The sequence below is a fragment of the Mesorhizobium sp. M1423 genome, assembly GCF_040317575.1.
In the GTDB taxonomy this organism is placed as follows: domain Bacteria; phylum Pseudomonadota; class Alphaproteobacteria; order Rhizobiales; family Rhizobiaceae; genus Mesorhizobium.
Window position 1 is genome coordinate 218,810 of record NZ_JAMYKU010000009.1, and the last position, 6,453, is coordinate 225,262.

General features: G+C 61.3%; 7 protein-coding genes and 1 tRNA gene. 4 read left to right on the forward strand and 4 right to left on the reverse strand.

Annotation, left to right across the window (positions count from 1 at the left end; all coding sequences use genetic code 11):
* Positions 1–83: 83 nt before the first annotated feature.
* Entirely contained in the window at positions 84–779 is a 696-nt protein-coding gene (ctrA, locus tag NKG95_RS14430; protein ID WP_006203583.1) for a response regulator transcription factor CtrA, read from the reverse strand.
* A 450-nt stretch (positions 780–1,229) separates the two neighbouring features.
* Here ctrA and NKG95_RS14435 point away from each other — a divergent pair, with 450 nt between their 5' ends.
* Entirely contained in the window at positions 1,230–1,607 is a 378-nt protein-coding gene (locus NKG95_RS14435; RefSeq protein ID WP_023719275.1) for a flagellar export protein FliJ, read from the forward strand.
* Positions 1,608–1,669: 62 nt separating this feature from the next.
* On the opposite strand, the gene NKG95_RS14440 is transcribed toward NKG95_RS14435, so the two are convergent.
* Positions 1,670–2,065 (reverse strand): winged helix-turn-helix transcriptional regulator, encoded by a 396-nt coding sequence (locus NKG95_RS14440; RefSeq protein WP_353041213.1) that lies wholly within the window; start codon positions 2,063–2,065, stop codon positions 1,670–1,672.
* Between the two features lie 94 nt (positions 2,066–2,159).
* Between NKG95_RS14440 and NKG95_RS14445 the strand changes: the two genes are divergently transcribed.
* Positions 2,160–3,086, forward strand: coding sequence for an NADP-dependent oxidoreductase (locus NKG95_RS14445; protein WP_023719277.1), 927 nt, complete (start codon positions 2,160–2,162; stop codon positions 3,084–3,086).
* Between the two features lie 57 nt (positions 3,087–3,143).
* Here NKG95_RS14445 and sciP read toward each other — a convergent pair whose 3' ends face one another.
* A complete protein-coding gene (gene sciP, locus NKG95_RS14450) occupies positions 3,144–3,419 on the reverse strand; it encodes a CtrA inhibitor SciP (protein WP_023679563.1) in 276 nt (91 codons plus the stop codon).
* 260 nt (positions 3,420–3,679) lie between these two features.
* On the opposite strand from sciP, the gene mnmA reads away from it, so the two are divergent.
* Positions 3,680–4,870: a tRNA 2-thiouridine(34) synthase MnmA gene (mnmA, locus tag NKG95_RS14455; protein ID WP_353020003.1), complete on the forward strand. Its 1,191-nt coding sequence runs from the start codon at positions 3,680–3,682 to the stop codon at positions 4,868–4,870.
* A 14-nt stretch (positions 4,871–4,884) separates the two neighbouring features.
* Here mnmA and NKG95_RS14460 read toward each other — a convergent pair whose 3' ends face one another.
* On the reverse strand, positions 4,885–5,844 hold the full coding sequence (locus NKG95_RS14460; RefSeq protein ID WP_352466761.1) for a Gfo/Idh/MocA family protein: 960 nt from the start codon (positions 5,842–5,844) through the stop codon (positions 4,885–4,887).
* 236 nt (positions 5,845–6,080) lie between these two features.
* On the opposite strand from NKG95_RS14460, the gene NKG95_RS14465 reads away from it, so the two are divergent.
* Positions 6,081–6,157: transfer RNA gene (locus NKG95_RS14465), tRNA-Met, on the forward strand.
* Positions 6,158–6,453 lie beyond the last annotated feature (296 nt).

Below are 6,453 nucleotides of genomic sequence, written 5' to 3' on the forward strand. Positions count from 1 at the left end.
TCCATTCCGATGAAATCGGGATGAGGCTCTATCTTATTGTTTTACTGTGTTCTTTTCCGAAAACCGGCATCCACTTTTCGGGATCAGGCGCTGACGCGGATATCTTCCGGCTCACGCAGCACATAGCCGCGGCCCCAGACGGTCTCGATGTAATTCTGCCCGCCCGATGCGGCGTCGAGCTTCTTGCGCAGCTTGCAGATGAAGACGTCGATGATCTTCAGCTCCGGTTCGTCCATGCCGCCATAGAGATGATTGAGGAACATTTCCTTGGTCAGCGTGGTACCCTTGCGCAGCGAGAGCAGCTCCAGCATCTGATATTCCTTGCCGGTCAGATGCACGCGCTGGCCACCGACTTCAACGGTCTTGGCATCGAGATTGACCACCAGGTCGCCGGTGGTGATGACCGACTGGGCATGGCCCTTGGAACGCCGCACGATGGCATGGATGCGGGCGACCAGTTCGTCCTTGTGGAAGGGCTTGGTCATGTAATCGTCGGCGCCGAAGCCAAGGCCGCGCACCTTGTCCTCGATACCGGCCATGCCGGAGAGGATGAGGATCGGCGTCTTCACCTTGGACAGGCGAAGTGTCCTCAAAACTTCATAACCCGACATGTCGGGGAGATTGAGATCGAGGAGAATGATGTCGTAATCGTAAAGCTTGCCTAGATCGACACCCTCTTCACCAAGGTCGGTCGTATAGACATTGAAACTTTCCGATTTCAGCATCAGCTCGATGCTTTGTGCGGTTGCACTGTCGTCTTCTATCAGCAGAACGCGCATTTCATTCCCCTTTTCTGCTGCCGGACCATTTCACGACCCGTCCAGGACCGGAGCAGTGATTGCCTGAGCAGAGGCTGCCATCGAATGGTTAATAAAACCTAATTCCCCGTCCATGACGGTATCAGATTTTTTAACCCCTTTCTACACCTTGTTGAATCCAATAATGAATCACAGACCCAAACCGTTAATGCAGCACATTAATAAGCCAGACTAAGTGACTCTTCGGACTCGTTGGCCGGGTTTCGCGACGAGTAGCAGAATTTTTACCCGCCCTTAAGTCCTGAGCCGTATGATTAACAATGCCCGTAAACGAATGGTTACCGCCGGCAAAAAACTTTAGGAGTTTGTTTCCCATAGTTCCGGGAAAGCCGGTGGAAACGGGTGAAGCCTGGGCCTTGCCGGGTGAATTGGACGATATGTGCAGGTGTGCGTTTCCGGGAGTACCGAATCATGAAGTCACGTGAAAACCTCGTTCGGCTGAAGCAATTTCAGGTGAGCGAGAAGCGGCGGCAGCTGCTGCAGCTCGACATGATGATCGCCGAGTTCGAGCGCATGGCCGTCGAGCTGGAACTTCAGATCGCGGCCGAAGAGAAGAAGGCCGGCATCACCGACATCAATCATTTTGCCTATCCGACCTTCGCCAAGGCGGCACGCCTGCGCCGCGACAACCTCAGAAATTCGCAAAGCGACCTCGCCCAGCAGCGAAATGTCGCCGAATCATTGCTGAGCGAAGCCGAAGCGGAGCTTTCCAAGGCCGAGATGCTCGAATCGCGCGACACCAAGGCGCGCGACACGGAAGCCGGCGGCCGCAGCGCCATGATCGGCTGAAAACAAGGCTTTAACGCGCGTCGCGCTTGAGCGCTATTGCTGTGCACCGAACGGTGCCGGCCTCAGGCATCCAGATCTTCTTGCTGTTCGGCCGCCCGCGCGCGGGCGTCCTTGATGTCGGGCACATGCTGCTCCGACCAGGCCCTGATCTGATTGAGCAGTCCTGCCAGGTTCTGGCCAAGTTCGGTCAGCTCGTATTCGACCCGCGGGGGAATGACCGGGAACACCTCGCGCCGCACCAGGCCGTCGCGTTCCAGGATACGCAGCGTCTGCGTCAGCATTTTCGGGGTGATGCCTTCGAGCTTGCCCGCCAATTCGCCGTTGCGGAGCCGGCCCCGGCGCAACGCACAAATCACCAGGTGGACCCATTTGCTGGCGAGCGTCTCAAGCACCGCGTGCGAGGGGCACGTCCGTCGGAACGCGTCATAACCGGAAGGGAAACAATCTTCGCTATCCATGAGGTGCGTATATATCAAAAAGGTACATACTAGACAAGAGAATATTACTATCCAAATGATAGTGGCATATCAAACCAGCAGGAGAGAGCCTCCCATGCGTGCCATTATCCAGAATTCCTTCGGCGCACCCAACGTCCTCGTCATTGCCGATCGTCCCGCGCCATCACCCGAGGCCGGCGAAGTGCTGGTCCGCATCGAGGCGGCCGGCATCAATCCGGTCGACGGCGCAGTGCGCGGCGGCCACTATCCGCTGCTTGGCGAGCCGCCCTTCATCCTTGGTTGGGACGTTTCGGGAACTGTCGAGGCGCTGGGCTCCGGCCTGTCCGGCCTTAAGGTCGGCGATGCCGTCTTTGGCATGTCGCGCTTTCCCAAACAGGCGGCAGCTTACGCCGAACTCGCCACTGTCCCGGCTGATGAGCTTGCGCCGAAACCTGAAGGCATAGACCACGCCCAAGCCGCCGCGCTGCCGCTGGCCGGCCTGACGGCCTGGCAAGGCCTTGTCCGCCATGGCCGGCTCAATCCTGGCCAGCGCGTGCTGATCCACGCCGGAGCCGGCGGCGTCGGCCATCTGGCGGTGCAGATCGCCAAGGCGCGCGGTGCTTACGTCGTCGCGACCGCCAGCCCGGAAAAGCTCGATTTCGTCCGCTCGCTCGGCGCCGACGAGGTGATCGACTACACAGAGGATGATTTCACCGGAAAGGCTCGCGACATCGATCTCGTTCTGGAGCCGTTCGGCGGCGAGCATGCGGAGCAATCGCTAAAAGTGCTCAAGGCCGGCGGTGTTCTGGTGTCGCTGCTCGATGTCAGCGATGCCACCAAGGCAAAGGCCAGGACGCAAGGCATCCGCGTCGAGCGCATGTCCGTGGTGCCCGACCGTGCCGCTCTGGTGGAACTCGGCAAATTGATCGACGCGAAAAAGCTGGCCGTCCACGTGGCAAAGGCGTTTCCGCTCGAACAGGCCGGTGCCGCCCATGCCTTTCTCGCCACCAGGCCGATCGGCAAGGTGGTGCTGACGGTCTGAAATCCCAGATCGTCGCTCCGGCAAACTTTAAGGGCGCGGATCAGCGCCCTTATCGGACTAATGCCGGTATTGCTGGATGCGCGTGGTGCGCAGCCCGGCAAGGCCGTATTCGTCGATCGACGCCTGCCAGGACAGGAATTCCTCGGTGGTGAGCTTGTAGCGCTGGCACGCCTCTTCCAGGCTCAAAAGCCCGCCACGCACCGCCGCCACCACTTCCGCCTTGCGCCGGATAACCCAGCGACGTGTGTTCGTCGGCGGCAGATCGGCGATGGTAAGTGGGCTGCCGTCAGGCCCGATAACGTATTTGACTCGCGGTCTAATTAGATCGGTCATCGTACTCTCTACAAAAAACTCAAAGACCCAATCCCCACCACATTACCGCCACAGCTTTAAAATTTGGCTAAGCAGACCCTAATGGATAGGTAAGGATCATGAACGCCGCGTTAGTCTTTTCGTCGGCATTTGAGATATCTGCCGGCACGCGCATTGAACCCGGCTGGAAAAATGAGCCGGCCTGCAAAGCTGGCGCGGCCGGGACGCTTGACCTATATTCCGGCCATTGGCATTGAAGCGCCGCGCAGAACGAAAGAACCATGAACAGCCTCGATCTTCCCGGACGCCCCGAAAACACCCGTGTCGTCGTCGCCATGTCGGGCGGTGTCGATTCGTCGGTTGTTGCCGGTCTCTTAAAGCACGAGGGCTACGACGTCGTCGGCGTCACGCTGCAGCTTTACGACCACGGCGCGGCAACGCACCGGGCCGGCTCATGCTGCGCCGGCCAGGACATCGACGATGCCCGCCGCGTCTCCGAGACGCTCGGTATCCCGCATTACGTGCTCGACTACGAGGAGCGTTTCCGCAAGGCGGTGATCGACCCGTTCGCCGAGAGCTATGTCGCCGGCGAAACGCCGATCCCTTGCGTCTCCTGCAATCAGACGGTGAAATTCGCCGATCTTCTGGCGACCGCCAAGGAACTCGGCGCCGATGCGCTGGCCACCGGCCACTATATCCGTTCCGGCGCCAATGGCGCCCACCGCGCGCTTTACCGGCCGGTCGACGCCGACCGCGACCAGAGCTACTTCCTGTTCGCCACCACCCAGGCGCAGATCGACTATCTGCGTTTTCCGCTCGGCGGCCTGTCGAAGCCTGAGGTTCGCGCCATCGCCGAGGAGATGGGACTGACGGTCGCCGCCAAGCAGGACAGCCAGGACATCTGTTTCGTGCCGCAGGGCAAATATTCCGACATCATCGCCAAGCTGAAGCCGGCTGCCGCCAATCCGGGCGATATCGTCCATATAGACGGGCGCGTGCTTGGCCGCCACGAGGGCATTTTGCGCTATACCGTCGGTCAGCGCCGTGGCATCGGCATCGCCTCCGGTGAGCCGCTCTACGTCGTCCATCTCGACGCCGACCGGGCCCGCGTCGTCGTCGGCCCGCGCGAGGCGCTGGAAACCCACAAGATCTTCTTGCGCAATATGAACTGGCTGGGCGATGGCCCGCTAACCGATATCCCGGCGGCCGGGCTTGAGCTTTTCGCCAAGGTGCGCTCGACGCGGCCGCCGCGCCCGGCGGTGCTGCATCACCGCGCCGGCGTCACTTCGGTGGAGCTGGTCGACGGCGAGTCCGGCATCGCCCCCGGTCAGGCCTGCGTGCTCTATTCCGACGACGGAAACGAGGCGCGCGTGTTCGGCGGCGGCTTCATCGAGCGCTCCGAGCGCGGCGCCGAAGCCGAGGCGATGCTGACGCGGCTTGCCGTCCAGCCGGCGCGGGTTCCCGCCGAATAGACGGCGTTTTTCGCTTAGGGCCTGGTGTGGGCGACGGTGCCGGCGGTCAGGATGCGCAGCACGCGGATGGCTTCCTCGCCGCTGGTGCGCGGTTCGGCCCGCGTCTCGATGCAGTGGATGAAATGCTCCAGCTCGCGCGTCAGCGGCATGCCCTCGCCGACCGCCACATAGGACGGCTCGTTGGCGGTGAACGCCCATTGGCCGCTGTCCTGCCACACCGCGTGGCGGTAGACGGCAAGCTTGCGCTCCCACGGCTCGACATCGTCGAACACCGCCATCGCCTTGGTGCCGACCACGGTCAGCCGCCGTTCGCGGTAAGGGTTGAGCCGCGAGGCGAACAGATGGCCGCGCAGGCCGTTGGGAAAGCGCATGTGCAGATGCGCAAAGTCGCTGAGATTGTCGAGAAGGGCAGCGCCTTCGCCGCGCACCTCGACTGGCTCGGTGCCGGTGATGGCCAGGATCATCGACAGATCGTGCGGCGCCAGATCCCACAACGCATCGTTTTCGGTGTGGAACTTGCCGAGGCCGAGCCGATGCGAATGGATGTAGCGGACCTCGCCGAGCTCGCCATTGTCGATCAGCGCCTTCAGCGTCTCGAATGCGGGATGGAAGCGCAGCACATGGCCGACCATGAAGACACGGCCATTGTCGGCGGCCGCCTGCACCGAGCGCTCGGCATCGGCCACCGTCAGCGCGATCGGCTTCTCCACCAGCACGTCCTTGCCGCCGAGCACGGCGCGCACCGCCATGTCGGCATGGAACTGCGGCGGCAGCGCCATGACGATGGCGTCGACATCGTCGCGGGCAAACAGCGCCTCCGGCTCGATCGCCAGGCAATCCTGCTCACTGGCAAAACCTTCCGCACGCGCAGGGTTGACGTCCGAAACCGCGTGCAGCGCGCCGAGCGCCTTGAGGGTGCGGATGTGGTTGCTGCCCCAGTATCCGCAACCGAGGACTGCAATGCGCGGTTTCATCAATTTCTGACCATGGCTTTCGTGGGCGAGACATAGCGACGTGCCTCGCCGAACTCAACCCCGGCCTGTGCGCCCAAATGTCTGCCCGGCAAAGCTTTAGGCGCCAGCAATATGCCGGCGCGGCAGCCACTTCGATGCTTGACAGGCTTGGCCTCGCAACCTTATATCCGCGCGACCTTGGCGAACGCGCCGATATGCCTGCCGATTTAAGCTGGATTTCGGGCCTTCGCCGCCCTGGCGGGGTAGCTCAGTTGGTTAGAGCACGGGAATCATAATCCTGGGGTCGGGGGTTCAAGTCCCTCTCCCGCTACCAGCCTACCTATAAGCTATTGAAATCACAACAAAAACATGAACCTTTGGTAGCGTCCTGTCCAAAAAATCTTCAATGATTTCAGGGCCAAGCCTGCTACCTTGTGGTGCCAACGAACGTCGCCAAGGCGCCAGACGCGGTCTTTGCCAAGGAGATGTTCTGATGTCGCCTTTGGGGCCGACAGCTGACTGACAGCTTTGGTGGACAGACACCACAAAGCTGATGGGGTGGACGCCCCCCGACGGCATCGCTGTGCCAGAATGGAGTGTTGCAACCATTCGAAGGGAGGCGTCCGTGCC